Genomic DNA, 26,369 nt, shown 5'->3' on the forward strand with positions numbered 1-26,369 from the left:
AAGGTTTGGAGCTTTAAAAAGGACTGATGGCGTCAGATAGATTCTAAATCTGCTCCAGGCAATACATTTTCTCTATAATTACGGGCATTTCTAACTGAAAGTGGCTGTATTTTATTACCCACATTCAGTACTGTGTAGCGTCTAAATTGAGAATAATGTTTTCATATTTGAGAGGAGTCGATGGACTTAAATGCCTTAAAGATGTTTGTTCTGACAGCCCGCTGCGGTAGCCTTTCTGCAGCAGCGCGGGAAAACAACATACCGCTTCCGACGCTAAGCCGTAGGATCGCTGAACTTGAGCATGAGCTGGATGTTGTTCTGCTAGAACGCACTGTGAAAGGTTGCAGAGCAACAGAGGCGGGTAAAAAATTGCTGGATCAGGCCAGTTCGGCTATTGATACGCTTAATGATGCCGAGCAGTTCCTCACCACTGCCGATTCCCGCATTACAGGCCGATTACGCCTGACAATGCCTCAATCACTTGAACCGTGGTGGGAAATCATCAGACAGTTTCAGCGTATATATCCGGGTATTGCCATTAACGTTTATACGACTGAACGTCGAGTGGATTTAGTTTCTGAAGGTATTGATGTCGCGCTGAGAGTTGGAAGCATCTCTGATGATGATGTCGTTGCGAGCCATCTCATGGATTTCAGGCATATTCTGGTCGCCAGCCCGGCGCTTTTTCAGGGCAGTGAGCCCCCCAAAGAGCCATCAGACCTGATGAAGTATCCCTGTGCCGCCTGGGGTTCGGTGATAGGCGCGCGTCCGGTGTGGATGCTCGGTGAACATACCTACGATGTTCCAGCAACCTTCATCGTCAATGATTATCTTCATTTGCGCTCTGGAGCCCTTGCTGGCGACTACATTACTGAGTTACCTGCTTTTTTTGCTGCGGAATACATTAATAGTGGAAAACTGATTGAGGTTTTACCCCAGACACGTTTGCCCTACTCATCATTGCATCTGGTTTATAAAAAACACCGACATGTTTCCACGGCGGCCAGAGCCTACATAGAATTCTGTAAGGCTAATGTACACATACTAAAAGAAAAAAGCCGCGTACCCTCAGATGATGAAAGTATGTATCCATGAATTTGAATTATCAGTCAAACCGATAGCGTATGTAGGTAAGGCGGTGACCGACAGGAAACAGCTGAAGCTACGGGCTATAGCCGCTCACAAGTCTGCCGTATACAGTCCCTTTACCGACAGGAAGATAAAGAATTATGAATAAATACAAGTTCGAACCCTGGCTGAGTCGCTGGAAACTCATTCCAGACGGCTCACCATTATTAACACATACATCGCAACTCCTCCCTGTTAAAACGTCAATCGATGGCATAAATGCGATGCTAAAAATTACCGATGACCAAGAAGAACAAAGAGGTAATGCACTTATGGCATGGTGGGGAGGGAATGGAGCTGCGCAGGTTCTTTCCCATGAAAATGAGGCAACTCTTCTTGAGAGTGCCACGGGGCCCGCATCTCTGTCCACGATGTCAAGAGAAGGTCAGGACGCAGAGGCTTGCCGTATTCTGTGCCTTACAGCAAACCGACTGCACATATGTCAGAAGCAGCCAATACCACAACTAACTTCCCTTCACGTCTGGTTCCACGATCTTAAACCAGCCGCCCGGATATATGGGGGGATTCTAAAGCGGTGCGCAGAAATATCTGAAGAACTGCTATCTTCACCACATAATGTAACCACTCTACATGGCGATTTGCATCATGCTAACGTCCTTGATTTTGGGTCATCAGGTTGGCTGGCAATTGACCCAAAAGGATTGAAAGGTGAGCGAGAATTCGATTATGCCAATATTTTCACAAATCCGAATCTTGGTAATTCAGCTTCTGAAATAGCCGTTATTCCTGAAATATTTAAACAACGACTTAATATCGTGACCGAAACTGCTGGCTTGGACAGAGAGAGGCTCCTGATGTGGATCTGTGCATGGTGTGGATTATCCGCGGCATGGACGTTGAAAAGTAACGGCACGATCTCTGTTACAACAAGAATAGCAGAACTTGCAATATCTGAACTAAACAACTGTACGGGAAGTTAAGGTTACATTTTGTGATTATTATTGAGCCTTAACGTACAATGTTTTCCGTTTCTCAAACGGAGCCCTTCCTGTACACTATCGTTCATAATTTGAATGACTTAGGGGTATCAGTTTATGGTTAGCACAAAAGAGATGATGGAGTATTATGTCATCGATCCTCAGGATAGCTATTTTGTTAATGGTGTACCGCCGATTGAGAATATAGAGGTTGTTGCTTATGATCACTCATGGCCGCAAATATACTCAGCCCTAGAATCTAAAATTAAGAATAAATTAGGTTCGAATCTACTAAAAATTGATCATGTGGGTTCTACGGCAGTACCTGGTCTGGCCGCTAAACCCGTGATTGATATTGATGTAACGGTTGCCGATGCTGAGGATGAAGAAATATATGTATTAGCGCTTGAAAGCCTTGGGTATAGATTAATTGTGCGTGAACCCCGCTTCCATGGTCATCGTCTTTTCCATTATGAAAATCCTAGAGTTAACCTACATGTTTTTACTCAGCATACCCCTGAAACAGCACGGCATTTGCTTTTCCGAGATTGGCTTAGACTGTCAGAAAATGACCGCAAACTATATGCTGACGCCAAGCTTGAGGCAATTAAAGATTGCAGCTTTGACATTCAAAAATATCATGAAAATAAAAAGAGAGTGGTTCATGATATTTATAGAAAAATTTTCCAATCTCTTGGTTATTTAGATAGCGAAGACGCATAGCGTGTCCATAGATAATCCAGACGTATATTTATATCTGGACGATCAGCCCGCCATGATTATCCGATTTAGCGCTGCCTGGTGTCTTATGATCCAGGCTGCACTGCGAGTTCTCCACGATATCCCCCAAAGCGGAGCAATTTCTTTGCTATCCATCGTCACTCGCGCCGAAATAGCTTCATTCGCAGCACTGAAAATCACAAAATCCCTCACTTTCTCAATAAAGCCAACGCGCTGAAAGCGTGGGACGCCATATCCATCAAGTAACATACGCATTTGATGTGCACGAACCTCAACAGAAGGGAGTCCTTGCTTTTCAGCAATATCATCATCGACTAACTGAGCATTTAGCCAGCAGGTTTGTGCAAGTTCGATCAATGGGTCAACAGGGCCGGCCTCTTCCCAATCAATGAGGGCAAAGGGTAATTGATTATGGCAGACTATATTCCAAGGCCCCATGTCGCAATGGCCTATCACTGAAGCTGTCCCTAAATCTCGACCGAACCATGGACGCCATTGAGCGTTTTCTGGCGGTAAAAAAGAACTGGTTGCCTGATGCAACTCTTTCAATATCTGCCCCAGTAACGGTAGAGCCTCGTTTTTCCACGGCTGAGGATGGACAAAATCACCCTTCAAAAACGAAACCATTTCTCGCCCTTCTGGATCGAACCCAGTACCGACAATCCTTGGTGAGTATTTGAAGCCAACTTTTTCCAGATGTCTGAGGAGTGCAATGGTTGTCGTTGACCAAGGAGTAGAGGCGCGGAAAACCACATCTCCCTTCTTTGTTACCAAAGATCGCCCACCTCCTTGAAGAATAATCTCACTGTCGCCCAAAACTTATTCCTTCCTATGTAAAACAAACGTTTTTTCAGAATACTGATGAATTTATCGCCATTAGGTCATGGATATATCAATCAGGCTCTTGATTATATTTACCATTGAAACTGGATGCCAGCCAGGTTCAGGTAAGTTTCGCCGCTAGCGACCAGCTAAAGTTGAAAAGTACAAGAAACATCCTTAACGAACCTACGATTGCAAAGTAGCTTTTTCAATGACTGGAATGGTTAAAAAATAGTCTTAACGTACAATATTTTCCGTTTCCCAAACGGAGCCCATGTAGGTAAGGCGGTGACCGATTCACGCTGTGAGTTCAAGGGGTAGATGCAACGCTATCCTTAATCGAAGGGATGTTGCCATGAAACCCAGATACCGGGCATCAGCGAAGTGATGTTCATTAAGAGAACGGAACGCGACTCCAATGTATGTAAATTAGCCTGACCTCGCGGATATTTCCAACTTACCGCCGTCCGATGGCGACGAGGCCAGTGCCGCGCATAGTATAGACACCCTTCTACTAGTAATTAGCTATCCGTGCGTCTATGGCCATGCGCGGGTACTGATTTTACTCGTGTTTAATCATCACATGGCGGATAACGGTGTAATCCTCGAGTCCATAAACCGACATGTCCTTACCGTAACCGGAGAGTTTTTGCCCGCCGTGCGGCATTTCGCTCACCAACGTGAAGTGGGTGTTGACCCAGGTACAGCCATACTGCAAGCGGGCGCTGAGGCGATGGGCACGACCGACGTCTCGCGTCCAGACCGAAGATGCCAGCCCGTATTTTGAATCGTTAGCCCATGCCAGGACCTGAGCCTCATCATCAAACTGGGTGATGCTGACCACCGGGCCGAAGACTTCCCGCTGAACGATAGCATCGTCCTGCTTCGCGCCCGCCAGCAGCGTTGGGGCAAAATAGTAGCCTGCACCCTCTACTTTTTTACCGCCGGTGATGACTTTGATGTGCCCGAGCGCTTTGGCCTCATCCACCGCTTTGGTGATGCGATCCAAATGAGCCTGAGAGCTTACCGGCCCCAACTCTGTTGATTCATCATTCGGTGAACCGGTTTTCAGGCTGGCGACCGCCGCACCCAATTTTTCGACCAGCGCGTCGTAAATGCCTTTCTGCGCGTAAATGCGACAGGCTGCGGTGCAATCCTGCCCGGCGTTGTAATAACCGAACGTGCGTACGCCGCTCACCACCGCATCGAGATCGGCATCATCAAAAATAATAACCGGGGCCTTGCCGCCCAACTCCATATGCGTGCGCTTAATCGATGGCGCAGTATGCCCAATGATGTGTTCACCGGTAGCAATAGAGCCGGTCAGTGAAACCATGCGCACTTTTTCATGACCGGTCAGCGGATCGCCCACGGTTTTACCACGACCAAACAGCACGTTAATCACGCCTGCCGGGAAAATATCTTTCGCCAACTCCGCCAGCTTCAGTGCCGTTAATGGGGTAATTTCGGATGGTTTAATCACCACGCAGTTACCTGCCGCCAGCGCCGGTGCCAGTTTCCACGCGGCCATCATCAGCGGATAGTTCCACGGTGCGATAGACGCCACCACCCCCAGCGGATCGCGACGGATCATGGACGTATGCCCTTCCAGATACTCCCCGGCCGCCAGGCCGTTGACCGTACGTGCGGCACCGGCAAAGAAGCGGAAAACATCCACAATCGCCGGAATTTCATCATTTAGCACGCAGTGAAAAGGCTTACCGCAATTCAAGGATTCCAGCTCAGCAAATGTCTGCGCGTTTTCGGCGATAGTGTCCGCCAGCTTCAGTAACAGCTCTGAACGCACTTTCGGTGTGGTTTGCCCCCAGCTGGCAAAAGCCTCATCGGCGGCACGGACGGCTGCATCAACCTGCACGGTTGACGCCTCGGCAATTTCCAGGATCACGTCACCGGTAGCAGGGTTATAGACCGGCTGCTTTTCACCTTCACCGTTGACCAGTTCGCCGTTAATCAGTAATTGATGTTGCATAGCAATTTCCCATATTGTCGTTTATTTACCGTTTCCGGCGAGAGTGTCGCCTTCACGCGTCAGCCACCAGGCCCCTAAAATCGGCAGTGTTGTGACCGCCATCACCAGCAATGCCACTACGTTGGTCACCGGGACATCACGCGGACGTCCGAGTTGATTGAGTAGCCACAGCGGAAGTGTTCTTTCGTGTCCGGCCGTGAACGTTGTTACGATGATTTCATCAAACGACAACGCAAACGCCAGCATGCCTCCGGCCAACAGCGCCGACGCAAGATTCGGCAGCACCACATAGCGGAAGGTTTGCCAGCCGTTTGCACCCAAGTCCATTGACGCTTCAACCAGACTCCATGATGTGCGACGAAAACGGGCCACAACGTTGTTAAATACCACTACCACACAAAACGTCGCATGCCCCACCACGATGGTCAGGAAGCCGGGTTCCAGATTGATGGTTTTAAATGCAGTCAGCAGTGCCAGACCGGTGATAATGCCCGGTAGCGCAATAGGCAAAAGCAACAACAGCGATATTGCGTTCTTGCCAAAGAAATCCCGCCGCCACAGGGCCGCCGCCGCCAGCGTTCCTAGCACCAGTGCGATGGCCGTCGACAGCGCGGCGATCTTAAGTGACAGTGTCACTGATTCCAAAATATCGCTACGCTGTGCCGCCACGCTAAACCACCGCAGCGTAAGCCCCTGCGGTGGAAAGCTAAAAGCGGCTTCCTCGGTATTAAACGCATAGGCGGCGATGATGAGGATGGGAAAGTGCAGGAAAATCACGCCACCCCATGCGGCCAGTTTGAGTAAAAACGGTGCGCGTTCAGAGTGCATCAAACGCTCCCAGACGCTTCACGAACGCCAGATACAGTGCGATTAATACAATCGGCACCAGGGTGAATGCCGCCGCCATTGGCATGTTGCCGATAGCCCCTTGTTGCGAATAGACCATGTTGCCGATGAAAAAACCCGGCGGCCCCACCAGTTGCGGCACAATAAAATCACCCAGCGTCAGCGAGAAGGTAAAGATTGAACCCGCAGCAATACCGGGGATAGCCAGCGGCAGCACTACATAGCGGAAGGTCTGACGCGGGCGGGCACCCAAATCCGCCGAAGCCTGCAGCAATGACGGCGGTAACCGTTCCAGCGCAGCCTGTACCGGCAGGATCATAAAAGGTAGCCAGATGTAGACGAAAACCAGAAAACGCCCTAATCCTGAAGTCGACAGCGTATTCCCGCCCACGGCTGGCAGCGTCAGAAACGCGGTCAGGATCGGCTCCAGCCCGAGATGGGTTAAAAACCACTGCGCCACGCCGTCTTTAGCCAACAGCAACGTCCACGCGTAGGCTTTGACGATATAGCTGGCCCACATTGGCAACATGACGGCGATGTAAAAAAAGGCTTTCATCTTGCCGCTGGTGTAACGCGCCATATACCACGCCATCGGAAACGCCAGAATGGCGCTGGCAATAGTCACCGCTATTGCCATGGTCAACGTGCGTAAAATGATGTCGTAATTCGCCGGGTTAAACAGCGCCTGCAGGTTCGCCAGCGTCAGATCTGGCGTAACGGACATGGTGAAATCGTCAAAGGTATAAAACCCTTGCCACAATAGCGTCAACAATGAGCCAAAGTAGACAACACCAAACCACATCAGCGGTCCGAGCAGCAGTAAAAACAGCCCCAGCCCCGGATTACGCCAGAAATAACCTGAGATTTTGTTCAACCTGGTGGTCTGGGGAGGTGAATGTAAAACGTTCATCGCCATTCACCTCTCCTCAACCAGCGGGACCATCACGTCACGTGACCACGAGGCCATGACCTGCTGCCCCGGCGACAGCGTTGACGGCAGCGTTTCTCCCGTCAGGTTCGCCTGGCTGACCAGCAACTTTTCGCCACCAGCCAGTTTTAGCTCAAACCGCGTCGCGGCCCCCTGATACTGCACCGCCTGAATAACGCCCGGCGCCTGCACTTCCGCGCCAGGATCATTCAAGCGAATGTGTTCCGGGCGCAGAGAGAACATTCCCTGCAGGCCGCAGACATTCGCCGACATGGCGGTATCAAAGACGTTGGATGTCCCGACAAAGCTCGCCACAAACGGCGTGCGTGGGCGCATATAGAGTTCACGGGGAGAGTCCACTTGCTCAATGCGGCCGTTATTAAACACCGCCACGCGATCGGACATCGACAGCGCCTCACCCTGATCGTGGGTAACAAAAATGAAGGTGATGCCCAGCGCCTGCTGTAGTTTTTTCAATTCCAACTGCATCTGTTCACGCAGTTTAAGATCCAGCGCCCCAAGCGGTTCATCCAGCAGCAGCACGCGTGGTTCATTAACCAGCGCGCGAGCGATCGCCACGCGCTGGCGCTGTCCACCGGAAAGCTGCGACGGTTTACGCTCATAAACGAAGCCGAGCGCCACCTTCTCCAGCGCTTCTCGCGCTTTGGCATGGCGCTGTTTTTTATCCATCCCTTTGACCATCAACCCATAGGCCACGTTATCGAGGATCGACATATGCGGAAACAACGCGTAATCCTGAAATACCGTGTTGACGTCCCGCTCCCAGGGCGGCAACTCGCTGGCCTGCTTGCCAAAAATGCTAATTGCACCGCCTGACAGCTGTTCAAAACCAGCTATCAGGCGCAGACAGGTAGTTTTGCCAGAGCCGGATGGCCCCAGCATAGAGAAAAACTCACCATCGTTAATCGCAATACTGACCCCATCGACGGCACGAACGTCCCCGTACAATCGCGAGACATTGTTAAATTCCACTGCGTACGTCATAAAACCCCCAGCGGAATCAGCGACCGCCCATAATGGCTATGTAATCTTGCGTCCAGCGACTGTAAGGAACGAACTTGCCCCCTTCGGCGATCGGCGTTTTCCAGAAGGCGATTTTGTCGAAATAGCTATAGCCATTGGTTTCACATCCTTTTTCACCCAGCAGCGGGCTGGCTTTGCATCCCTCAGGCACGACCGGCAGCGATCCAAACCAGGCGGCAACGTCGCCCTGCACTTTCGGGGTTAATGACCAGTTCATCCATTTGTAAGCACAGACCGGATGTTTTGCTTCGCTGTGCAACATGGTGGTATCCGCCCAGCCGGTAACCCCTTCTTTTGGGAAGACGGTGGCGACAGGTTGCCCTTCAGCCTTCAGGGCGTTAGCTTGATAAGGCCATGCGCTGGAAGCGACAACACCTTCGTTTTTAAAATCACTCATTTGCACGGTGGTGTCATGCCAGTAGCGATGGATCAGACTATGCTGATCTCTCAGGACCTTAATGACGGCCTGATACTGTTTCTCGGTCAGCTGATAGGGGTCGGTAATGCCCAGTTGTGGTTGGGTGGCTTTAACAAATAACGCCGCATCGGCGATATAAATCGGACCGTCGTAAGCCTGGACGCGCCCTTTATTGCTTTTGCCGTCTTCCAGGGTTTGCGCTACAAACACCACTTTCCAGCTATCCGGCGGCGTTGGGAAGGTCTTGGTGTTGTACATCAGCAGGTTTGGCCCCCACTGATACGGTGTGCCGTACACTTTTCCCCCGACATTAAACCATTCGCCGTTGACTACACGCGGATCGATGATTTTCCAGTTCGGAATAAGTGCAGTATTAATAGGTTGAACACGTTTCCCCATAATTAAACGCAGTGACGCGTCACCGGATGCCGTGACCAGGTCATATCCGCCTTTTGCCATCAGGCTAACCATTTCGTCTGAGGTGGCCGCCGTTTTCACATTCACCGCGCAGCCCGTTTCCTTCTCAAACTGTGAGACCCAGTCATATTGTTTATCCGTTTGGCCACGTTCGATATACCCCGGCCAGGCAATAATATCCAGGCGTCCTTCTGGTTTATCTAATGATGTTGGGGGTTCAGCTGCGTGGGCGGTCATCAGTGTCATACTGAGCGCACACAGGCTCGTGAGGGCAAATTGCTTGCTCATAACGTCTTACTCCTGTCGAAAAAAAATAATGAGCGGCAGCCTTGCCGTAAATATATGTCCTTTCCTAAAAGTAGTCGGGGTGTTGGCAGCGTTCCTGCTGGCGCAAGGAAATTTAATCAGGTTGTGAGCTAACGCTCATTACGCTGTCAGTTATTGCAACGTTATTTAATCTTCTGGAGTATAGACAACGAGTTAGATGCACTGAGGGGAATAATTAGAGGTATTGATATTTTGTATGGTTGCACCTGAAGAAATAACATCGTGATTTTACTGGTGCTATTTCAAAAATAAGAATGGGCTATTCTTTTATATTGAATAGCCCATTCATTATTATTTCATCATCTCGCGAATTAATTTCCCAAGTTGTTTCACGGCCTGCTCTTCGCGTTCTCCCCAGTGCCATGCGGTATTGAAGCGAAAGAAGCGTGTCCAGGTTCCTGACGTCGAGAACATTTTCCCCGGTGCAATGCTGATATGGTGCGCCAGTGCCTGCGTGCTGAGCTCGCCCGCATCAAGCGGTTCAGGCAGTTCGAGCCACAGAAAATAGCCGCTATCGCTATGATGAATTTTGACTTCCGCCGGAAGATGGCGCAGCAGCGTTTGCCAGGCTTGCTGTTTGCGTTCTGCCAGTTGACGACGTAGCCGACGCAAATGCGCGTCATAACGCCGGGTAGAGAGGTAATCCACCAATGCGAGTTGCATCGGGGAACTGGTTGATAAGGTGCTCATCAACTGAAGCCGCTGAATGCGCCGCGCATGCTTCCCCGCCGCCACCCAGCCAACGCGAAATCCGGGTACCAGGCATTTTGAAAACGACGAACAGTGTAGCACTCTGTCGCCACGATCCCAGGCTTTGGCGGGCAGCGGTTTTTCACGGCCAAAATACAGCTCGCTGTAAACATCATCCTCGATCAGCATCACGTTGTATTTTTCCAGCAACGCGACCAGATGGGCCTTTTTCTCTGCGCTGAGCGTAAACCCCAACGGGTTTTGGCTGTTGGTCATCAGCCAGCAAGCCTTCACCGGATACTCTTGTAAAGCCTGCTCCAGTGCAACGAGATCGATCCCGTCCTTGACGTCGGTGGCAACAGACAGCGCTTTTAAACGTAGCCTTTCAAGCGCCTGCAAGGCGCCGTAAAAACAGGGATTTTCGACAATCACCCAGTCGCCAGGTTCGGTCACCGCTTGCAGGCTCAGGTTGAGGGCTTCCAGCGCCCCGGCGGTAATCACAATGTCATCCGGCGAAATAGTGATCCCCTGCTGTGCATAGCGACGTGCAATGGCATTACGCAATTCGGCATTACCCGGCGGCAGGTTTTCAATCACGCTCATTGCCGTCGCCGTTTTGCTCACCTGCGCCAACGAACGGTTAAGCTGCTGCAGGGGAAATAAACGGGGGTCGGGAAATGCGGACGCAAACGGCATCACCGAAGCATCCCGGCTGGCCTGCAGCATGTCAAAAATATACGTGTTGATATCGACCGCTTCATCGCGCACAACCTGCGATTGCGGGGTTGCCGACTCACGTTCGGGCCGCGCGGCAACATAATAGCCGGATTGCGGCCGCGCAATGATCCGCCCCTGACTTTCCAGCAACTGATAAGCATGGCCGACGGTCATAAAACTCATCCCACTGGTCGCCACCTGTTCACGTAAAGAAGGTAGACGATCGCCGGGTTGCCAGACGCCAGAGGCGATTTGATCGCGAATTTGTTCCGCCAGCCGTTGATATTTTTTCATGATGATTCTCGGGAGTCAGATGCAGGTGACGCTCGCAGTGTATATCAGTCAATAAAATTAACAACATTCTGACAACTGTTATGGGATTGTGTTTTTACTGCATTGTGAACGAAAGCGGTTAACCACATGCTCACACCGCGAGCCTGCACAGCATCAATTTTCGTCGCGTGCTTTAAATAGAATAAATAATTGATTTTATGGGTGTTTAAAAAATGAAGTTTTCATATCAGTACCACTAACAAATAACAGCACAGCAACTGTTATGGTTAAAAAGAACTGTTCTGTTTCTGCCCCCCACTGTTCCTCAGGCATAGAATTGCGCTAAATCAATTTTGCCTGCGGAGTTAAGCATGTTCGGTCTTGACGCGTTTCACCTGGCGCGCATCCAGTTCGCGTTTACGGTGTCGTTTCACATCATCTTTCCGGCCATTACTATCGGTCTTGCCAGCTATCTGGCGGTGCTTGAAGGTCTGTGGCTGAAAACCAAAAATCCCACCTGGCGTTCGCTGTATCATTTCTGGTCTAAAATATTCGCCGTCAACTTTGGTATGGGCGTGGTTTCGGGCCTGGTAATGGCCTACCAGTTCGGTACCAACTGGAGCGGTTTTTCCGAGTTCGCCGGGAGTATCACCGGGCCGCTGCTGACCTATGAAGTACTGACCGCCTTCTTCCTCGAGGCAGGATTCCTTGGCGTGATGCTGTTTGGCTGGCAGCGCGTAGGTCCAGGTCTGCACTTCTTCGCCACCTGTATGGTCGCGCTGGGCACCATTATTTCAACTTTCTGGATCCTCGCCTCCAACAGCTGGATGCAAACACCGCAGGGTTACGAAATTATCAACGGACAAGTCGTGCCGGTGGACTGGTTTGCCGTCATCTTCAATCCGTCCTTCCCCTATCGTCTACTGCATATGTCCGTCGCCGCATTCTTGAGCAGCGCCCTGTTTGTCGCGGCGTCGGCGGCCTGGCATCTATTACGTGGAAATAATACGCCGGCAATTCGTGCCATGTTTTCAATGGCCCTGTGGATGATGCTGATCGTCGCCCCATTACAGGCGTTGATTGGTGATATGCATGGACTTAACACCCTGAAGCATCAACCCGCCAAGATTGCCGCCATTGAAGGCCACTGGGAAAACGTGTCCGGTGAACCGACCCCGCTGTTGCTGTTCGGCTGGCCGGATATGGAACAGGAGCGTACCCGCTACGGGCTGGCAATACCCGCGCTGGGCAGCCTGATTTTGACCCACAGTCTGGATAAACAAGTTCCGGCTCTGAAAGAATTTCCGAAAGAAGATCGTCCTAACTCCACCATGGTGTTCTGGTCGTTTCGCATTATGGCGGGGCTGGGGATGTTGATGATCTTGCTCGGCACATTTGCCCTGTGGCTGCGCTACAAACAACGCCTGTATACCTCGCGTCCTTTCCTGCGCTTCGCACTATGGATGGGACCCTCCGGTCTGATTGCCATTCTGGCCGGATGGGTGACCACCGAAGTTGGTCGTCAGCCGTGGGTTGTTTACGGCCTGCAACGGACGGCGGATGCGGTTTCCGCACATGGCGATTTGCACATGAGCATCAGCCTGATGGCCTTCTTTGTGGTTTACAGTTCGGTCTTCGGTGTGGGCTACAGCTACATGATCCGCCTGATCCGTAAAGGACCGCAGGAAGATGACCCGACGAGTCCGCCAACGGGTACTCCTGCACGACCGCTTTCCGCTGCGGTCCTCGATTCTCAACCGGAGGCACATCGCTAATGGGTATTGATTTATCAGTTATCTGGTTCGTTATCATCGTGTTCGCCACCCTGATGTATATCGTGATGGATGGTTTCGACCTTGGGATTGGCATTTTATTTCCGGCCATTCAGGACCCCGACGATCGCGATGTGATGGTCAACAGCGTCGCGCCGGTCTGGGACGGCAATGAAACCTGGCTGGTGCTGGGGGGCGCAGGCTTGTTTGGTGCCTTTCCGCTGGCCTACGCGGTGATCGTCGATGCGCTGACCATCCCCTTAACCCTGATGCTAATCGGCCTGATTTTTCGCGGTGTGGCCTTTGAGTTTCGTTTCAAAGCAACGCCCGCACACCGGCCATTCTGGGATAAAGCGTTTATATGCGGTTCAATCCTCGCCACCTTTACCCAGGGCGTTGTCGTCGGTGCGGTGCTTAATGGATTTTCAGTCAGCGGACGCAGCTACAGCGGCGGACCTTTCGACTGGCTCACCCCTTTCACGCTGTTTTGCGGCGTGGGCCTGGTGGTGGCCTATGCGCTGCTGGGTGCGACATGGCTGGTGATGAAAAGCGAAAATCCACTGCAGGATAAAATGCGCAACGCCGCCAAAAAACTGCTGCTGGCGTTGCTGGTCGTCATTGCCATTATCAGCCTGTGGACACCGCTGGCGCACAGCGCCATTGCCGATCGCTGGTTTAGCCTGCCAAACCTGTGGTTCCTGATGCCGGTTCCACTCCTGGTCGCACTGATCAGCCTGTGGTTGTGGCGTTCGCTGGGCCAGCAGCACAGCCATGCACTGGCGTTTATCCTGACGCTGGGGCTAATTTTCCTCGGTTTCAGCGGACTGGGGATCAGCATCTGGCCGCATATCATTCCACCGTCCATCACCCTCTGGCAGGCGGCAGCCCCGCCACAAAGTCAGGGCTTTATGCTGGTAGGTGCCTTGTTGATTATCCCAATAATCCTCGTCTACACCTTCTGGAGCTATTACGTTTTTCGCGGCAAAGTTCAACCTGGTGAGGGGTATCATTGATGCAACAATCAATCTGGAAACGCCTGATGTGGCTGGTGATCTTGTGGGGCGGCAGCGTGCTGGCCCTGGCCGCTGTTGGCATGGTCTTCCGTGTGCTGATGACGGCAGCAGGTTTTAAGTCCTGAGTCTGCATTCATATTGGTCGGGTAGCGTAGCGTTACCCGACAGCTAAAATCCCAACGTTATATAAACAAAAATGCAATAACCGGCGAATTGATGAAACATCGATTGCCTTTAACTCGATTAAATAATGAAATAGTCACAAGACGAAATTACCGCAATTTTTGTTAAAACGTACCAGAGGGTGAATGATGTTTAAGAAAGGGTTAACGGTGTTATTGCTGAGCAGTGCGCTTTTTTCTGGCCAGCTTTTCGCTACTAATCAGGGACATGAATATCTTCAGGTGCAGGATGCCGATCACTTATTACGTCACACGGCTGACAGCGATGAACTGCGTATGACGGCGGAAGAATCCGCCGCCGATCTCCGCGAACACCATCACTGGCAAAAATCACGCAAACCCGATACCCATCAAAGTTAACGCTTAGCCTTTACGCTTCGGCAGCGTTTTCATCAGTTCATCCGGACTGACGGAAGCCACGATGCTGCCCGGCAACGGCATTTTCAGAATGTGATGTTTCATCTTGCCGATGACGTGCATTTCGCACGGTCGGCAATCAAATTTCAGCGTCAGCACATCGTCACCGTTGACCAACTGCATTGGCGTCGCTTTCCAGCTTTTGATGTTACCTTTAGCCTGTTTTGGGCATAGATTAAAGGCAAAACGCAGGCAGTGCTTGGTGATCATCACCGGCACCTCGCCTTTTTCCTCATGCGCTTCATAAGCAGCATCAATCAGCTGAACACCATAACGGTGATAAAACGCGCGCGCTTTATGGTTATAGACGTTTGCCAGAAAACTCAGATGCGTTTGCGGGTAAACCGGGGCCGGGTCGGCTACCGGTTTGCGGCGGCCACGCTGGTAACTGGCCAGTCGCGCTGCGTCCAGCATTTCAACGGCGTCACGACGCAGCTGATTAAGCTGACCGTTCGGCACAAACAGTGCGCCCGGCAGATTCACCTGAATATCACGGGCGTAATACAGCGTCTGCCCAAGCTTTGCCAGCCCCTCCTGCAAATTGCTCAGCGCTTTTTCCGCGTTGTTCGCTTCCTCAAACTGGCCGTCCAGCGTGTGGGTGATGCTCACGCCCTCTTCGCTGGTGAGCGTCAGGATCAGCTGTTCCTGCCAGCCGCCCAGTTCAATATCGACCGCCACGCGACGTTCGCTGGACGTTTTGGTCAACGCCTGCTGCCAGTTATGATCGAGGTTACGATTCAACGGATGATGCGGACGCACTTTATGCAGATCGGCCGGCATTTCATTCGGCCAGACCCGATAGTGGTTGTTCCCCGTTTTCTCGACGGTATTGGCGCGAAATCCAACCACATCGCGTTTGATCAACACGTTCAGGCCATCGCCGTTAGCCAGCGGCTCCGTCACTTCAACATCAAGGTAATCTTTACCTACTTTCAGCACTTCGCCTACCGGCAAGCCGATAAACTTCGGCGAGTCAAATGCACCGATATCCCCTTTGCGGGCGGTGACAAAGTAATCTGTGCTGCCACGGTGGAACGTTTTGTCCGTTGAGGGGGTAAAGAAATGTTCTGTACGACCGGCTGAGACACGGGCCAAATCACCGCGCTGTTCGATAATCGCATCCAACATCTGGCGATAATGGGCGGTGATATTTTTCACGTAGCTCATGTCTTTGTAGCGGCCTTCAATTTTGAAGGACCGCACGCCTGCGTCGATCAACGCGCCCAGATTAGCGGTCTGATCGTTATCTTTCATCGACAGCAGGTGTTTTTCGTATGACACCACCCGCCCCTGATCGTCTTTCAGGGTATACGGCAGGCGACAAGCCTGAGAGCAGTCACCACGGTTAGCGCTGCGCCCGGTCTGGGCGTGGGAAATATAGCATTGGCCGGAATACGCCACACACAACGCACCGTGAATAAAAAACTCAAGGGTCGCGTCGGTAGCCTGATGGATGGCGCTAATCTGTTCCAGACTCAGCTCGCGCGCTAGTACAATCTGGGTAAACCCCACATCGCCGAGAAACTTAGCCTTCTCGACGCTGCGAATATCACACTGGGTGCTGGCATGCAGCTCAATGGGCGGAATATCCAGCTCCAGAATCCCCATATCCTGTACAATCAGGGCATCAACGCCGGTCTGATACAGGTCGGTAATCAACCGCTGAGCGGGTTCCAGCTCATCATCGTGTAAAATCGTGTTCAACGTCACAAAGATTTTTGCCCCATAGCGATGGGCGAAAGGCACCAGTTCAGCAATATCCTTCAGGCTGTTACTGGCATTATGACGTGCACCAAACCCCGGTCCACCAATGTAAACGGCATCTGCGCCGTGCAAAATGGCTTCGCGCGCAATCGCGGTGTCACGGGCCGGGCTTAACAATTCAAGACGATGAGGTTGCTGAGGCATACGGTTGTTACCATCCAAAAGCGGTAAAATGGCGGCTATTGTAGTCAGAAGCGCGACGTTGCGAAATAGTTTTCCCTATTAACTCCGTGGGTAATGGATGAGCGAATGAAAGTGAACCGGCAGTTCACTGCTGTTCCGATAACTGTGTGCGGTATCCCCGGCAAAACGCACTCCCTCACCGGTTTTTAACGTTCGCCATTTGCCGTCAATGTCCATATCCAGCAGGCCATTAATCACCACCACATGTTCAATAACGCCGGTCTCATGCGGGGTAGATTCGCTAAGCGCTCCCGGTGCCAGCAGTATCGAAAAATGGTCAAAGCAGAGCTGTGGATCCCACGGGAACAGCGGCGTGACGATCATCGCCTGCTGCTGCGGGTCGAATGCGGGCGTGCTCTCCGCTTCCGGCGGCGTGATAAAGCTCGAAAAGGGAACGTTCAGTCCGGTGGCGATTTTCCATAATGTCGCCACCGTTGGGCTGGATTCGTTGCGTTCAATCTGCCCCAGCATGGCTTTTGACACGCCGGTCTCCTGCGCCAGACGTGCAAGGCTCCATTCCCGCTGCTGACGTAACGCCCTGAGCGTGGTCGCCAGATAGTGGGTAACATTGTCCATTCGTTATCTCCCTCGATCTCATGTGGCAAAGCACTAGACTATCACTTGTACGCTATAGCGCACAGTGCTACAGTGACCGACCGTTATAACGCACGCGGAGTCGCTATGCGCACATATTCACTCCCTCTGCCTACCGTACTGTCTGGTTTTGTTGCTGTGCTGGTCGGCTACGCCAGTTCAGCGGCGATTATCTGGCAAGCGGCGATAGCCGCCGGGGCAACTACCGGGCAAATTGCCGGCTGGATGACCGCGCTGGGCATCGCCATGGGCGTCAGTACGCTGGCATTAACGTTATGGTACCGTGCGCCGATATTAACCGCGTGGTCAACGCCCGGTGCAGCGCTGCTGGTCACCGGTCTGCAGGGTGTCACTATTCAGGAGGCAATTGGCGTATTTATTGTCGCCAATGCGCTGATTGTCCTGTGCGGCGTGACGGGATTGTTCGCCCGACTGATGCAAGTCATCCCTCACTCGCTGGCGTCAGCGATGCTGGCTGGGATCCTGCTGCGTTTTGGCCTACAGGCATTTAATAGTTTGAACAACGAGCTGCTCCTGTGCGGCAGCATGCTGCTGGCGTGGTTGGTGCTCAAAGTTGTCGCCCCGCGCTACGCGGTCATTGCTGCGATGTTGGTAGGAATAATGATTGCCTTGATAAAAGGTGACGTTGTCACTAACAACATCACTCTCTCACCGGTGATGCCGGAATTTATCGCCCCCCACTTTTCCCTCGCCCACAGCATCAGTATTGCTCTGCCGCTGTTTCTGGTCACCATGGCCTCGCAAAATGCTCCCGGCATTGCCACCATGAAGGCCTCCGGCTATTCATTACCCGTTTCGCCGTTGATCGTGTTCACCGGCCTGCTGGCGCTGTTGTTTTCCCCGTTTGGCGTCTACTCCATCTGTATTGCCGCCATCACCGCCGCGATATGCCAAAGCCCGGAAGCGCACCCGGACGCCCAGCGACGCTGGTTAGCGGCCGCTGCCGCGGGGGTTTTCTATCTGCTGGCAGGCGTATTCGGCGGTTCAGTGACCGGGTTAATGGCGGCCCTGCCGGTGAGCTGGATCCAGATGCTGGCCGGTCTGGCGCTGCTGGGGACGATTAGCGGCAGCCTGTATCAGGCGCTGCATCAAGAAGCCGAGCGTGACGCGGCGATAATCACCTTTCTGGTCACCGCCAGTGGTTTGACGCTGCTGGGGATTGGATCTGCATTTTGGGGATTAATTGCCGGAGGGGTGTGCTACACGGTGCTGAGATTAGCGCGCCGCACGTAGCTGCGAGGGCGTTTTGCCCGTCACCTGCTTAAAACGGTTGCTGAAGTGGCTGGCGGAGCTAAACCCGCAGGCCATCGCGATATCAGACAAGCTGCGGGAAGAGTAACAAACCAGCTGCTGCGCCAGCGCCATACGGCGCTGCATTACATATTGATGGGGCGCCATGTTCATCGACTGGCGGAACATTCGGGCGAAGTGAAAATCGCTCAACGCCGCTTCACCTGCCAAATCGCTCAGGGTGATGGGGTATGCCAAATGCGCGTCGATATAGGCCAGCACATTACGCAAGGTGACAGGCGCGAGTCCGCCCGTCACCACCGGCGGTCGCCATTGTACGTTACTGTAATGCTGGATCAGGTGCGTTAATAACAGCGAAGATGCGGCGCTCAGCGTGAGATGGTTAGCAGGCTGTTGCCAGTCATTACCAAGCAGAAACTGGCGGTACACAGCGGTGATCCCCGGATCGCTGCCGAAAGTATGTTCGTCCAGCGTGACGCTATAAGGGCTCTTATCCCAGACTTTCTCCCCCACATCACGCAAATGCGCGTCGGTGCAGTAGAGATGCACAAACGACAGATCGTCGCGGATATCCCAACTGGATTCACTCTCTTTGGGCATCAGGCAGAAGCGGTCCGGGCCACCGCCGTTCTTCCAGCCGCCCGCCGTTTTGTGGTAACTCTCATAGCCATCTGCCACATACAAACTGAGCGTATGGTGATCGCAATATTGGGTGATGGTATCGCGTTTGTTCGACCACGCCGCCAGCTGGATCCCAGAATGTAACGCAACCGATTCATGCAGCACGGCATTATGTTTGCGTAAGTTTTCAAAGGCATCGTAGGGCTGAGGCATACCATCACTTTCAAAGACGTTGTGAGCAGACTTTCAGTCTATCTCAGCAACAGGGTGTTAACAGCTCTCTTTTCCGCTTTGCATAAAAAAAGCGCAAGATTTTGCAAGTCTCCCGCAATCGGATGAAAGCGCCCTCGGAAGTGGCGTGGCACAGTCTGCCTTTGAATAGGCAAAATGAGAGCGATGTATGAACGCACTGTTGTACAGTCTGGTAGTGGTGATATGGGGCACGACATGGATTGCCATTTACCTGCAACAAGGCCCGGTTGCCGCCCCTGTTTCTATCTTCTGGCGCTTTGCCGTTGCCAGCACGGTGATGATAGTCATTCTGCTGGTCAGCGGAAAATTGCGTAAGCTTTCCGCACGTGACCATCTGTTTTGTTTGTTACAAGGCGGCTGCGTTTTTTGTTTTAACTTCTGGTGTTTTTACACTGCCGCCGCATGGATCAATACCGGACTCGAATCGGTTATTTTCTCAATGGCAGTCCTGTTCAACGCGGTTAATAGCTACTTGTTTTTTGGTCAAAAACCGCCGCGACGTTTTTATGTCGCCGCCGGACTGGGCCTGACAGGCATCGTCACCTTGTTCTGGCAAGATTTAGTCAACAGCGGGTTAAATCATTCACTGCTTCTGGGCATTGGCTTGAGCGCCCTCGGCACGTTTGGTTTCTCACTGGGCAACATGATAAGCCTGCGCCATCAGAAAAATGGCCTCGAGGTGATGACCACCAACAGCTGGGCGATGTTATACGGCACCGTGTTGATTGCTATCATTGCGCTGGTGCGCGGCGACAACTTCACACCTCAGTGGACCTTCAGTTATCTTAGCGCGCTGTTGTATCTGGCAATTTTTGGTTCGGTGATTGCCTTTGGCGCCTATTTCACGCTGGTCGGACGTATCGGTCCCAGCAAGGCGGCCTACAGCACGCTGCTTTTTCCACTGGTGGCACTGACGCTGTCTACGCTGTATGAGGGGTATGTCTGGCAGATTAATGCCATTGCCGGATTAGTGCTGATTTTACTGGGGAATTTGGTGATGTTCACCCGCCCGGAAATGCTGATGGGGAAACTGCTGTACCGCCGCCGGGTCGCCTGAAAAAAATCGCACCATCCGCAGAAAGCAGACGGTGCGTTTTTCATTATTGCTTTTTATTTACGTCAAACATGGAGGCATCGGTCGCCATGTCATCAACAACTTTCTTCAACGTTTCGAACGCCATCGGCGTACTCTCGTTATTCAGATCTTTGCCTTCGCCCTTACGGACAACTTTAATTACCGGCTTATTGGTTGCCGCATCGATCAACTCACCCTCAAAATAGAGGTGGGTATCCATGGTACGGTGCCCTGTTGCCATTTGTGTACCGGCAACAACCAGTGCAACCGGAACCACTTCATAGAATTGCAGCCCTTCTTTACTGGTATCAACACCAGTGATCGCCCCGCGGAAAATCAAAGTACGTGGGCCAGGCGTTGTCACCAGCGGCTTACGCTTACCAATGGAGGTTTTCATTTGAGTATTGGTATAGCTCAGCAGCCTATCAAGAACCTGTTGTCCAACCTGAGTGGTTGGTTTAGGAACCGGATAATACGTAATCGGGTTATAAACGATATTGTCGTATTTAGATTCATTAAAGCTAGGGTCAACCCAACGAAGCACCGGTTGCCCCGTTGCTGATTTAGTTTCCTTCAGGCCAGTATAGTCTTTTAAAAACCCAGAGTATTTCTCCGGCTGAGTCACTTTTGATGCACAGCCAGATAATGCCAACAGGCCAGTAAGCACTGCAACTTTAAATAAAGTTTGAGTACGCATGAAACGGTCCCTTTAGTTTTCGCAATGGTGCCTGAAAAGAATAGCAAATCAGAATCATTTTGGATGCACTAAAAATGGTAAGGACCGCACAATTTTATCTTAACGTTATCTTAACGTTCAGCACAAAAAAAATGCTGAACGTAGAAAGGCTTATCACAAATGGGTAGGTTAACCAGCTTTACGCGCCAACATTGTTGCAAAGCGCAGTTTAATACGGTTGCCGTTCTCATCCGTACGATGAAGTTCACCCACATCTTCGTTATATTTCAGCAGATCCCATCCGGTGTAATAGCGGCGTAATTCTCCGGCTTTAAACGCAAACGGGAACCCAACGGTGCACGGAAAATCATCGGTATCCATTGCCGCGACGATCAGGTTATATCCACCCGGTTTGGTGCAGCGTTGCATATTTTCAATCAAGCCCGGGATAGTTTTTGCTTCGAGGAACATCATCACCACGGTTGAAAGAATAAAATCATATTCACCGTCAAAGCGTAACGCATTGAGGTCCGCTACCTCAGCGTGCAGATTGGTCAGCCCTTCCGCGTCTTTAATGCGCTCAAGGTTGGCAATGCTCATTGGGTTTTTATCCCACGCCGTCACGTCATAACCGTTAGCCGCCAGGTACAAGCTATTACGACCATTCCCACAGCCTAAATCTAATGTTTTGCCTGGCGTAACAATTTTTGCCGCCTCGACAACATCGGAATGCGTGCGGGTTAAATCATATTTCTCAGTAAAGTAGTTTTCGTCACAACGGGTCATTATTTATCCTCAGATTTCAGTAATGCTGCACGCTCCGTGCGAATAAGCAGTTTTCCCTGCATCAGCAATGCAAACGTGCGTATCAGTAATAGCGCAATGATAAAATTGGTAAAAATAAACAGCGGGATCGCCAGCGTATGAAAAAAACCTGACTCGCTGCCGTGGCCTAAATGCAGCCCCGTCGTTGCCAGCGCCGAGACACCGAACGAGAAGCTCCAGAATGATGCATTAAACGGCTGAGACAGATACCACGGCATGAGGCGCAACATGAACAGCAGTTGCAGCAGGCCATAGCCGAACAACATTTTTGCCAGCGTATCGCCTTCGCCACCGTTGACGCTGAGCCAGGCACTACAGGCCACCAGCGCCGGAGCCAGTTGAATACCCAGCGAGGTACGTAATACCGCCGGCAGTTCACCAGAACTGCGTAAACGCTGCAGAATAACCGGCTCAAGACTTAACCAGGAAAAGACGCCCGCCCCGAGAAACACCAGCCCGGCATCAGTGTAACCAAGCGCGCCGCAGGCCATGGCGCTGATAAAGTTATTGGCCACGGTCGGCAGATACAAACCCGGCGTGGTAGCTTCTTCCGGATGAGAACCCCGCCACAGCCCTGCCGTTTGCCAGGCTGCGTACGACAGCTGGATCACCACCCCAATACCAAACAAGACCACGGCTAAGGGCCGGCACCAGGGAACAAAACCAATCGCCACCAGCATGGTGGTGGCAGGGAAAAGACTGACAAAGCTGCTCATCACCGGGTGGCGTATTTCCGCCAGCACGCTGTGGGGAAAACGCACCAGACGGGTCATAAATGCCAGCGTCAACAGCCCCCAGATGACCATCGCGAGGATCACCAGACCGTCACCTATCCAGTGACTCACCGGCCATATCTGACTGGCATATCGCCAGGCAAAACCCATCCCGATGGTTCCCAGTACCATGCCAAAATAACCGGCCGGAAGATTAAGAACTCGCTCACTGTATTTGTTATTACTCATTTTGTTTATTTTTTAAAGTATATTTGAAATACATTTTATGGAATTTACGGCTGTTTAGCCAGTGCTGAAAACTTTGCTACGTTTAACTAAGGTGCGCAACTGGGAAATTCTTTATGACCAAATACCGTCTGAGCGATGAGCCACGTTCCTTCAGTTATCAGGATAATGGCCACAAAAAAAACGTATTGCTACACCAGGTCATCGCCCTCACCGACTTTAATGATGTGCAAGCCGGTACGCCAGGCGGCTGGATTGACGACGAAAGCGTGCTGGCGCAAAACGGTGATTGCTGGATTTACGATGAGAATGCCATCGCCTTTGCCGGGGCGGCTATCTCCGGCAACGCCCGCATTACCCGTGCAAGCGTGATCAGAGAGGGGACGCAAGTTGGCGATAACGCATGGATTGACCAGGCAGAAATCAGCCATGGCGCAGAAATACGTGACAACGTCACGGTCAAAGATTCGACTGTCCGTGGGGAATGCCTCCTTTCCGGTGAGGCTCGCGTGTTGAGTGGTTCAGAAATCATTGCCGCCAAAGGATTAACCCGTGAAAGCGACCAGATTTTGCACATTTACGACCGCGCAACCGTCAGCAACTCGCGCGTTGTGCATCAGGCGCAAATCTATGGCGACGCTGTCGTCAATTATGCCTTTATCGAACACCGCGCCGAAGTTTTTGATTTTGCGCGAATAGAAGGCAATGAAGAAAATAACGTCTGGATCTGCGATTGCGCGAAAGTTTACGGCCATGCTCGGGTTACCTCCGGAACTGATGAAGATGCCATTCCTACCCTGCGCTACAGCTCACAGGTGGCGGAGCACGCCGTGATCGAGGGTAACTGCGTCCTGAAGCATCACGTGCTGGTTGGGGGGCATGCGCGCCTACGCGGTGGCCCAATCCTGCTTGACGATCGCATTCTCATTGAAGGCCACGCCTGTATCCAGGGCGAAGTGCTGATCGAACATCACATTGAGGTAACCGGCCAGGCTTGCATCGAGGCCTTTGAGGGCGACGCGATTCACCTGCGCGGCCCGAAAGTGATCAACGGCGAGCAACGTATTACCCGCACGCCTCTGGCAGGCTTATTCTGAGGCGCAATCAATGATACGGGCGTAGAGATTCACATCATGGTACTCACCGTTGAGGAACTCTGCCTGCTTCAGACAACCTTCCAGCAGGAAACCATTGCGCTGTGCGACCTGATTGCTTTCACGGTTATCTACCCGGCATTTAATGATAAAACGGCGGATCTCACCGCGCTGCGCGTAATGTTGAATAAACGCCTGTAGCGCCCGGGACAGTATGCCTTTCCCCTGATGTTCTTCATCCAGCCAGTAACCAATATAGGCAGCTTTGTTCAACGGTTCGATCTGGTTAAACGAGATCACCCCCACCACGTTCTGCTGTTCAAAAATAAGGAACATTTTGGCGTAGCCGCGCTGGTGCAGCATCATATTGCCCTGCACGTTCTTGCGTGTGTCATCCTCGGATTCGACAAACTGTGGCCAGTTCAGCGACTGCTGCAGCCAGCGCTTATTTTTGAGTACCAGTTGATGCAATGGCGTGACGTGTTGCTCTTCGACTGCCCGCAGTTCCAGCGTGTCGCTGACGGGGATGACTTCTGGCATGTTTATCTCCTTCACTTTCGTTAACGGGGCATTTCTGACTGGCATCCGCAGATATTAATCTATTTATCACCCCGGACATCATACTTTTATGCTGTAACAGCAATCACTTAGCGACAATCTACCGCGCTGAACCCGCTACTCTGATTAACCGGGCATCCTCATGGGGATGATCCGCAATGATGACAATAATACCGCTATTTTTTTGCTAAGGAGCAAGCATGGCAGCACCTTTGGGTCGTTTAGCACTTATCCCGCTGTTTCTGATCACCGCCTGTCACCAACCCGTTCCCACCTCGCAGACCGGTCCCGTGCCTTATGCAGTCAGCAAGCAGGTGGTGGTGGATAATACCACCCTGGAGATCTCCCGCAGCGCGCTGGAATATAATGTCCACAAAGTTCAGCAGTTGCTGGGAGATAAAACTCGCTTGTGCGCCATTCTCAAAGGCGACGCGTACGGGCACGACCTGTCTCTCGTCACGCCGGTGATGATGCAAAACGGCGTGCAGTGTATTGGCGTCGCCAGTAATGAAGAAATCAGCATCGTGCGTCAGGCCGGTTTTACATCACAACTGATGCGCGTGCGTAATGCCACGGAAAAAGAGATGCGTCAGGCGGCAGATTTTGATACTGAGGAGCTGATTGGCAATCTGGACATGGCGAAACGTCTGAGCGCCATTGCTCAGGAGAAAGGCAAAACCATCCGTATTCATCTGGCGTTGAACTCTGGCGGGATGTCGCGCAACGGTCTGGAAGTCAGCACGGCGGCCGGACTGGAAGAAGCCCGCGCTATTTCGGCCTTACCCGGACTGAAAATTGTCGGCATCATGTCGCATTTCCCGGAAGAAGATGCCGCGGTGGTCAAGCGCGATTTGGCCCGCTTCAATATCCAATCAGCACAGGTTCTCAAGATTACCGGGCTGAAGCGCGAAGACGTGACGTTGCATGTGGCCAATACCTTCGCCACGCTGACCGTGCGTGAATCATGGCTGGATCTGGTGCGCGTTGGCGGGATTTTTTATGGTGATACCATCGCCAGCACAGAATACAAACGCGTGATGACGTTTAAATCTTCGATTGCGTCGGTAAACCATTACCCGAAAGGTAATACCGTCGGCTATGACCGTACATATACACTCAAACGCGATTCCGTTCTCGCTAACATTCCGGCAGGTTATGCTGACGGCTATCGTCGCGTGTTCAGCAACGCAGGACATGTGTTGATCCGCGGCCAGCGGGTACCGGTGCTGGGTAAAACGTCAATGAATACGCTGATTGTCGATGTGACCGATTTGCCGCTGGTGACCTCTGGTGATGAGGTGGTGCTGTTCGGTAAACAGGGCAAGGCACAGGTTAGCGCAGAGGAAGTGGAAGAAATCAGCGGCGCGCTGTTCACCGAAATGTCGATTCTATGGGGCGCGACGAACAAACGGGTTATGGTCGATTAAGTCTTAGACAGGAAGGGCTTCCCATTTTTTGCGGAAAGCCCTTTTACACAGTGAGAGCCGTACTATTTAGCTCTCACTGACACTCTCTTTTTGCAGGATTTTGAGCAGATCTTCCTTCAGGTGAAGTTTCTGTTTCTTCAGGCGAACAATATCCAAACTGTATCCCCGACCATCCGAACCTTCCAGTCTGGAAATCTCATGATCAAGGCTGTTGTGTTTTTCGAATAAAGACAGAAAGCGAGGGTTCTCGGATTTCAGTCGGGAAATGAGGTCTCTGTATTCTGGAAACATACTTTCTCCCTGTTAGTGGACAAAAAGCGTGTATAAGAAATACACACCTTCAGCTTACCCATTTGACATAGGGAAAAATGCGAACAGGATCGAGTAAATAGCGTACAGAATGTTT

General features: G+C 51.8%; 26 protein-coding genes. 11 read left to right on the forward strand and 15 right to left on the reverse strand.

Annotation, left to right across the window (positions count from 1 at the left end):
- Positions 1-180: 180 nt before the first annotated feature.
- The 3 genes from FCH32_RS10875 to FCH32_RS10885 all read left to right on the forward strand — a co-directional run bounded on the left by FCH32_RS10875 (position 181) and on the right by FCH32_RS10885 (position 2,789).
- Positions 181-1,095 (forward strand): LysR family transcriptional regulator, encoded by a 915-nt coding sequence (locus tag FCH32_RS10875; RefSeq protein WP_115258456.1) that lies wholly within the window; start codon positions 181-183, stop codon positions 1,093-1,095.
- A gap of 134 nt (positions 1,096-1,229) precedes the next feature.
- A complete protein-coding gene (locus FCH32_RS10880; RefSeq protein WP_174360883.1) occupies positions 1,230-2,069 on the forward strand; it encodes an aminoglycoside phosphotransferase family protein in 840 nt (279 codons plus the stop codon).
- 114 nt (positions 2,070-2,183) lie between these two features.
- On the forward strand, positions 2,184-2,789 hold the full coding sequence (locus FCH32_RS10885) for a GrpB family protein (RefSeq protein WP_174360884.1): 606 nt from the start codon (positions 2,184-2,186) through the stop codon (positions 2,787-2,789).
- 42 nt (positions 2,790-2,831) lie between these two features.
- On the opposite strand, the gene FCH32_RS10890 is transcribed toward FCH32_RS10885, so the two are convergent.
- The 7 genes from FCH32_RS10890 to FCH32_RS10920 all read right to left on the reverse strand — a co-directional run bounded on the left by FCH32_RS10890 (position 2,832) and on the right by FCH32_RS10920 (position 11,300).
- A complete protein-coding gene (locus FCH32_RS10890) occupies positions 2,832-3,623 on the reverse strand; it encodes an aminoglycoside phosphotransferase family protein (RefSeq protein WP_174360885.1) in 792 nt (263 codons plus the stop codon).
- A 568-nt stretch (positions 3,624-4,191) separates the two neighbouring features.
- Positions 4,192-5,619, reverse strand: a complete 1,428-nt coding sequence (gene patD, locus FCH32_RS10895) for an aminobutyraldehyde dehydrogenase (protein WP_146716855.1) — start codon at positions 5,617-5,619, stop codon at positions 4,192-4,194.
- 21 nt (positions 5,620-5,640) lie between these two features.
- Positions 5,641-6,447 carry an ABC transporter permease gene (locus FCH32_RS10900; protein ID WP_096756981.1) on the reverse strand — a complete coding sequence of 269 codons (807 nt, stop codon included), beginning with the start codon at positions 6,445-6,447 and terminating at the stop codon, positions 5,641-5,643.
- The gene (locus FCH32_RS10905) at positions 6,437-7,381 is read right to left on the reverse strand and encodes an ABC transporter permease (protein WP_096756980.1); all 945 of its coding nucleotides are present in this window, start codon (positions 7,379-7,381) and stop codon (positions 6,437-6,439) included. The genes FCH32_RS10900 and FCH32_RS10905 overlap by 11 nt, the downstream gene beginning before the upstream one ends.
- On the reverse strand, positions 7,382-8,398 hold the full coding sequence (locus FCH32_RS10910) for an ABC transporter ATP-binding protein (RefSeq protein WP_096756979.1): 1,017 nt from the start codon (positions 8,396-8,398) through the stop codon (positions 7,382-7,384).
- A gap of 16 nt (positions 8,399-8,414) precedes the next feature.
- Complete coding sequence (gene ydcS, locus FCH32_RS10915; RefSeq protein ID WP_117342825.1) at positions 8,415-9,560, reverse strand: putative ABC transporter substrate-binding protein YdcS; 1,146 nt, start codon at positions 9,558-9,560, stop codon at positions 8,415-8,417.
- Positions 9,561-9,890: 330 nt separating this feature from the next.
- Positions 9,891-11,300: an aminotransferase-like domain-containing protein gene (locus tag FCH32_RS10920; protein WP_096756977.1), complete on the reverse strand. Its 1,410-nt coding sequence runs from the start codon at positions 11,298-11,300 to the stop codon at positions 9,891-9,893.
- A gap of 350 nt (positions 11,301-11,650) precedes the next feature.
- Between FCH32_RS10920 and FCH32_RS10925 the strand changes: the two genes are divergently transcribed.
- The 4 genes from FCH32_RS10925 to FCH32_RS10940 all read left to right on the forward strand — a co-directional run bounded on the left by FCH32_RS10925 (position 11,651) and on the right by FCH32_RS10940 (position 14,606).
- Positions 11,651-13,054 (forward strand): cytochrome ubiquinol oxidase subunit I, encoded by a 1,404-nt coding sequence (locus tag FCH32_RS10925; protein WP_117342827.1) that lies wholly within the window; start codon positions 11,651-11,653, stop codon positions 13,052-13,054.
- Positions 13,054-14,064, forward strand: a complete 1,011-nt coding sequence (gene cydB / locus FCH32_RS10930; RefSeq protein ID WP_115258450.1) for a cytochrome d ubiquinol oxidase subunit II — start codon at positions 13,054-13,056, stop codon at positions 14,062-14,064. The genes FCH32_RS10925 and cydB overlap by 1 nt, the downstream gene beginning before the upstream one ends.
- The gene (locus FCH32_RS10935) at positions 14,064-14,189 is read left to right on the forward strand and encodes a DUF2474 domain-containing protein (RefSeq protein ID WP_096756972.1); all 126 of its coding nucleotides are present in this window, start codon (positions 14,064-14,066) and stop codon (positions 14,187-14,189) included. Before cydB ends, FCH32_RS10935 begins: the two co-directional genes overlap by 1 nt.
- 186 nt (positions 14,190-14,375) lie before the next feature.
- Positions 14,376-14,606 (forward strand): DUF2554 family protein, encoded by a 231-nt coding sequence (locus tag FCH32_RS10940; RefSeq protein ID WP_117342828.1) that lies wholly within the window; start codon positions 14,376-14,378, stop codon positions 14,604-14,606.
- A gap of 3 nt (positions 14,607-14,609) precedes the next feature.
- Here the strand turns inward: FCH32_RS10940 and FCH32_RS10945 are convergent, their stop codons facing one another.
- Positions 14,610-16,571 carry a peptidase U32 family protein gene (locus FCH32_RS10945; protein ID WP_174360886.1) on the reverse strand — a complete coding sequence of 654 codons (1,962 nt, stop codon included), beginning with the start codon at positions 16,569-16,571 and terminating at the stop codon, positions 14,610-14,612.
- A gap of 78 nt (positions 16,572-16,649) precedes the next feature.
- The gene (locus FCH32_RS10950) at positions 16,650-17,186 is read right to left on the reverse strand and encodes a helix-turn-helix domain-containing protein (protein WP_174360887.1); all 537 of its coding nucleotides are present in this window, start codon (positions 17,184-17,186) and stop codon (positions 16,650-16,652) included.
- Positions 17,187-17,291: 105 nt separating this feature from the next.
- Between FCH32_RS10950 and FCH32_RS10955 the strand changes: the two genes are divergently transcribed.
- A complete protein-coding gene (locus FCH32_RS10955) occupies positions 17,292-18,458 on the forward strand; it encodes a benzoate/H(+) symporter BenE family transporter (protein WP_172625555.1) in 1,167 nt (388 codons plus the stop codon).
- Here FCH32_RS10955 and FCH32_RS10960 read toward each other — a convergent pair.
- Positions 18,441-19,310, reverse strand: a complete 870-nt coding sequence (locus FCH32_RS10960; protein ID WP_117342832.1) for a helix-turn-helix domain-containing protein — start codon at positions 19,308-19,310, stop codon at positions 18,441-18,443. The genes FCH32_RS10955 and FCH32_RS10960 overlap by 18 nt on opposite strands.
- Before the next feature lie 187 nt (positions 19,311-19,497).
- Between FCH32_RS10960 and FCH32_RS10965 the strand changes: the two genes are divergently transcribed.
- Positions 19,498-20,406 carry a DMT family transporter gene (locus tag FCH32_RS10965; protein WP_174360888.1) on the forward strand — a complete coding sequence of 303 codons (909 nt, stop codon included), beginning with the start codon at positions 19,498-19,500 and terminating at the stop codon, positions 20,404-20,406.
- 43 nt (positions 20,407-20,449) lie between these two features.
- Here the strand turns inward: FCH32_RS10965 and FCH32_RS10970 are convergent, their stop codons facing one another.
- The 3 genes from FCH32_RS10970 to tehA all read right to left on the reverse strand — a co-directional run bounded on the left by FCH32_RS10970 (position 20,450) and on the right by tehA (position 22,887).
- On the reverse strand, positions 20,450-21,121 hold the full coding sequence (locus tag FCH32_RS10970; protein ID WP_174360889.1) for a DUF3313 domain-containing protein: 672 nt from the start codon (positions 21,119-21,121) through the stop codon (positions 20,450-20,452).
- Between the two features lie 168 nt (positions 21,122-21,289).
- Entirely contained in the window at positions 21,290-21,886 is a 597-nt protein-coding gene (tehB, locus tag FCH32_RS10975) for a tellurite resistance methyltransferase TehB (RefSeq protein ID WP_117342834.1), read from the reverse strand.
- Complete coding sequence (gene tehA / locus FCH32_RS10980; protein ID WP_115258443.1) at positions 21,886-22,887, reverse strand: dicarboxylate transporter/tellurite-resistance protein TehA; 1,002 nt, start codon at positions 22,885-22,887, stop codon at positions 21,886-21,888. Before tehA ends, tehB begins: the two co-directional genes overlap by 1 nt.
- A 113-nt stretch (positions 22,888-23,000) precedes the next feature.
- Between tehA and ydcK the strand changes: the two genes are divergently transcribed.
- A complete protein-coding gene (gene ydcK, locus FCH32_RS10985) occupies positions 23,001-23,981 on the forward strand; it encodes a YdcK family protein (protein ID WP_174360890.1) in 981 nt (326 codons plus the stop codon).
- On the opposite strand, the gene rimL is transcribed toward ydcK, so the two are convergent.
- Positions 23,973-24,518, reverse strand: a complete 546-nt coding sequence (gene rimL, locus FCH32_RS10990) for a 50S ribosomal protein L7/L12-serine acetyltransferase (protein ID WP_117342836.1) — start codon at positions 24,516-24,518, stop codon at positions 23,973-23,975. The genes ydcK and rimL overlap by 9 nt on opposite strands.
- Positions 24,519-24,736: 218 nt before the next feature.
- On the opposite strand from rimL, the gene alr reads away from it, so the two are divergent.
- A complete protein-coding gene (gene alr / locus FCH32_RS10995) occupies positions 24,737-25,963 on the forward strand; it encodes an alanine racemase (protein WP_135912003.1) in 1,227 nt (408 codons plus the stop codon).
- A 66-nt stretch (positions 25,964-26,029) separates the two neighbouring features.
- Here the strand turns inward: alr and FCH32_RS11000 are convergent, their stop codons facing one another.
- A complete protein-coding gene (locus FCH32_RS11000; protein WP_003833168.1) occupies positions 26,030-26,254 on the reverse strand; it encodes an HP1242/YdcH family protein in 225 nt (74 codons plus the stop codon).
- Positions 26,255-26,369: the final 115 nt, after the last annotated feature.

The organism is Citrobacter gillenii (assembly GCF_013337685.1).
GTDB lineage: Bacteria > Pseudomonadota > Gammaproteobacteria > Enterobacterales > Enterobacteriaceae > Citrobacter > Citrobacter gillenii.

Excerpts from the sequence above, each read along its gene's own strand:
- FCH32_RS10875 (WP_115258456.1), top strand. The coding sequence starts at position 181 with ATGGACTTAAATGCCTTAAAGATGTTTGTTCTGACAGCCCGCTGCGGT.
- FCH32_RS10880 (WP_174360883.1), top strand. The coding sequence starts at position 1,230 with ATGAATAAATACAAGTTCGAACCCTGGCTGAGTCGCTGGAAACTCATT.
- FCH32_RS10885 (WP_174360884.1), top strand. The coding sequence starts at position 2,184 with ATGGTTAGCACAAAAGAGATGATGGAGTATTATGTCATCGATCCTCAG.
- patD (WP_146716855.1), bottom strand. The coding sequence starts at position 5,619 with ATGCAACATCAATTACTGATTAACGGCGAACTGGTCAACGGTGAAGGT.
- FCH32_RS10900 (WP_096756981.1), bottom strand. The coding sequence starts at position 6,447 with ATGCACTCTGAACGCGCACCGTTTTTACTCAAACTGGCCGCATGGGGT.
- FCH32_RS10905 (WP_096756980.1), bottom strand. The coding sequence starts at position 7,381 with ATGGCGATGAACGTTTTACATTCACCTCCCCAGACCACCAGGTTGAAC.
- FCH32_RS10910 (WP_096756979.1), bottom strand. The coding sequence starts at position 8,398 with ATGACGTACGCAGTGGAATTTAACAATGTCTCGCGATTGTACGGGGAC.
- ydcS (WP_117342825.1), bottom strand. The coding sequence starts at position 9,560 with ATGAGCAAGCAATTTGCCCTCACGAGCCTGTGTGCGCTCAGTATGACA.
- FCH32_RS10920 (WP_096756977.1), bottom strand. The coding sequence starts at position 11,300 with ATGAAAAAATATCAACGGCTGGCGGAACAAATTCGCGATCAAATCGCC.
- FCH32_RS10925 (WP_117342827.1), top strand. The coding sequence starts at position 11,651 with ATGTTCGGTCTTGACGCGTTTCACCTGGCGCGCATCCAGTTCGCGTTT.
- cydB (WP_115258450.1), top strand. The coding sequence starts at position 13,054 with ATGGGTATTGATTTATCAGTTATCTGGTTCGTTATCATCGTGTTCGCC.
- FCH32_RS10935 (WP_096756972.1), top strand. The coding sequence starts at position 14,064 with ATGCAACAATCAATCTGGAAACGCCTGATGTGGCTGGTGATCTTGTGG.
- FCH32_RS10940 (WP_117342828.1), top strand. The coding sequence starts at position 14,376 with ATGTTTAAGAAAGGGTTAACGGTGTTATTGCTGAGCAGTGCGCTTTTT.
- FCH32_RS10945 (WP_174360886.1), bottom strand. The coding sequence starts at position 16,571 with ATGCCTCAGCAACCTCATCGTCTTGAATTGTTAAGCCCGGCCCGTGAC.
- FCH32_RS10950 (WP_174360887.1), bottom strand. The coding sequence starts at position 17,186 with ATGGACAATGTTACCCACTATCTGGCGACCACGCTCAGGGCGTTACGT.
- FCH32_RS10955 (WP_172625555.1), top strand. The coding sequence starts at position 17,292 with ATGCGCACATATTCACTCCCTCTGCCTACCGTACTGTCTGGTTTTGTT.
- FCH32_RS10960 (WP_117342832.1), bottom strand. The coding sequence starts at position 19,310 with ATGCCTCAGCCCTACGATGCCTTTGAAAACTTACGCAAACATAATGCC.
- FCH32_RS10965 (WP_174360888.1), top strand. The coding sequence starts at position 19,498 with ATGAACGCACTGTTGTACAGTCTGGTAGTGGTGATATGGGGCACGACA.
- FCH32_RS10970 (WP_174360889.1), bottom strand. The coding sequence starts at position 21,121 with ATGCGTACTCAAACTTTATTTAAAGTTGCAGTGCTTACTGGCCTGTTG.
- tehB (WP_117342834.1), bottom strand. The coding sequence starts at position 21,886 with ATGACCCGTTGTGACGAAAACTACTTTACTGAGAAATATGATTTAACC.
- tehA (WP_115258443.1), bottom strand. The coding sequence starts at position 22,887 with ATGAGTAATAACAAATACAGTGAGCGAGTTCTTAATCTTCCGGCCGGT.
- ydcK (WP_174360890.1), top strand. The coding sequence starts at position 23,001 with ATGACCAAATACCGTCTGAGCGATGAGCCACGTTCCTTCAGTTATCAG.
- rimL (WP_117342836.1), bottom strand. The coding sequence starts at position 24,518 with ATGCCAGAAGTCATCCCCGTCAGCGACACGCTGGAACTGCGGGCAGTC.
- alr (WP_135912003.1), top strand. The coding sequence starts at position 24,737 with ATGGCAGCACCTTTGGGTCGTTTAGCACTTATCCCGCTGTTTCTGATC.
- FCH32_RS11000 (WP_003833168.1), bottom strand. The coding sequence starts at position 26,254 with ATGTTTCCAGAATACAGAGACCTCATTTCCCGACTGAAATCCGAGAAC.